The 527-nt window shown below is 43.8% G+C and carries 1 protein-coding gene; it reads left to right on the top strand.

What is annotated here, in order from left to right; all coding sequences use genetic code 11:
• Positions 1 to 46 precede the first annotated feature (46 nt).
• The coding region (gene pyrD / locus BCT81_RS04015) for a dihydroorotate dehydrogenase (quinone) (protein ID WP_102423304.1) at positions 47 to 527 on the top strand (481 nt) is incomplete at its 3' end.

The following is a 527-nucleotide window of genomic DNA, read 5'->3' as shown; positions in this document are numbered from 1 at the left end:
ATAATATCGCCCCGTTTACACGGGGCTTTTTTCTATCGGAGGCACAATGCTTTACCGTCTAGCCAGAACTGGCTTTTTCCAACTTGATGCCGAAAAGGCACATGATCTTGCAATTCAAAATTTCAAACGCTTTACCGGCACTCCCATTGATCTTTTGTATCGCCAACAATTACCTCATCGACCTGTAGAATGCATGGGTCTTACTTTTAAAAACCCAGTTGGTCTTGCGGCTGGCCTAGATAAAAACGGCGAATGTATTGATGCATTTGGCGCGATGGGTTTTGGTTTTGTAGAAGTAGGGACTGTGACTCCACGTCCACAAGCGGGTAACGATAAACCTCGTTTATTCCGTCTTGTTGAAGCTGAAGGTATCATCAACCGCATGGGTTTCAACAACCTAGGCGTAGATAACCTGGTTGAGAATGTTAAGAAGTCAAACTACGACGGCATCTTGGGTATCAACATTGGTAAAAATAAAGACACGCCAATTGAAAAGGGCGCAGAAGATTACTTGATCTGTATGGAGA

Origin of the sequence: Vibrio sp. 10N.261.52.A1 (assembly GCF_002876325.1) — a bacterium.
Lineage (GTDB): Bacteria > Pseudomonadota > Gammaproteobacteria > Enterobacterales > Vibrionaceae > Vibrio > Vibrio chagasii.
The sequence above is the reverse complement of the archived record's forward strand: the minus strand, read 5'-3'. Positions and strand labels throughout refer to the sequence as shown.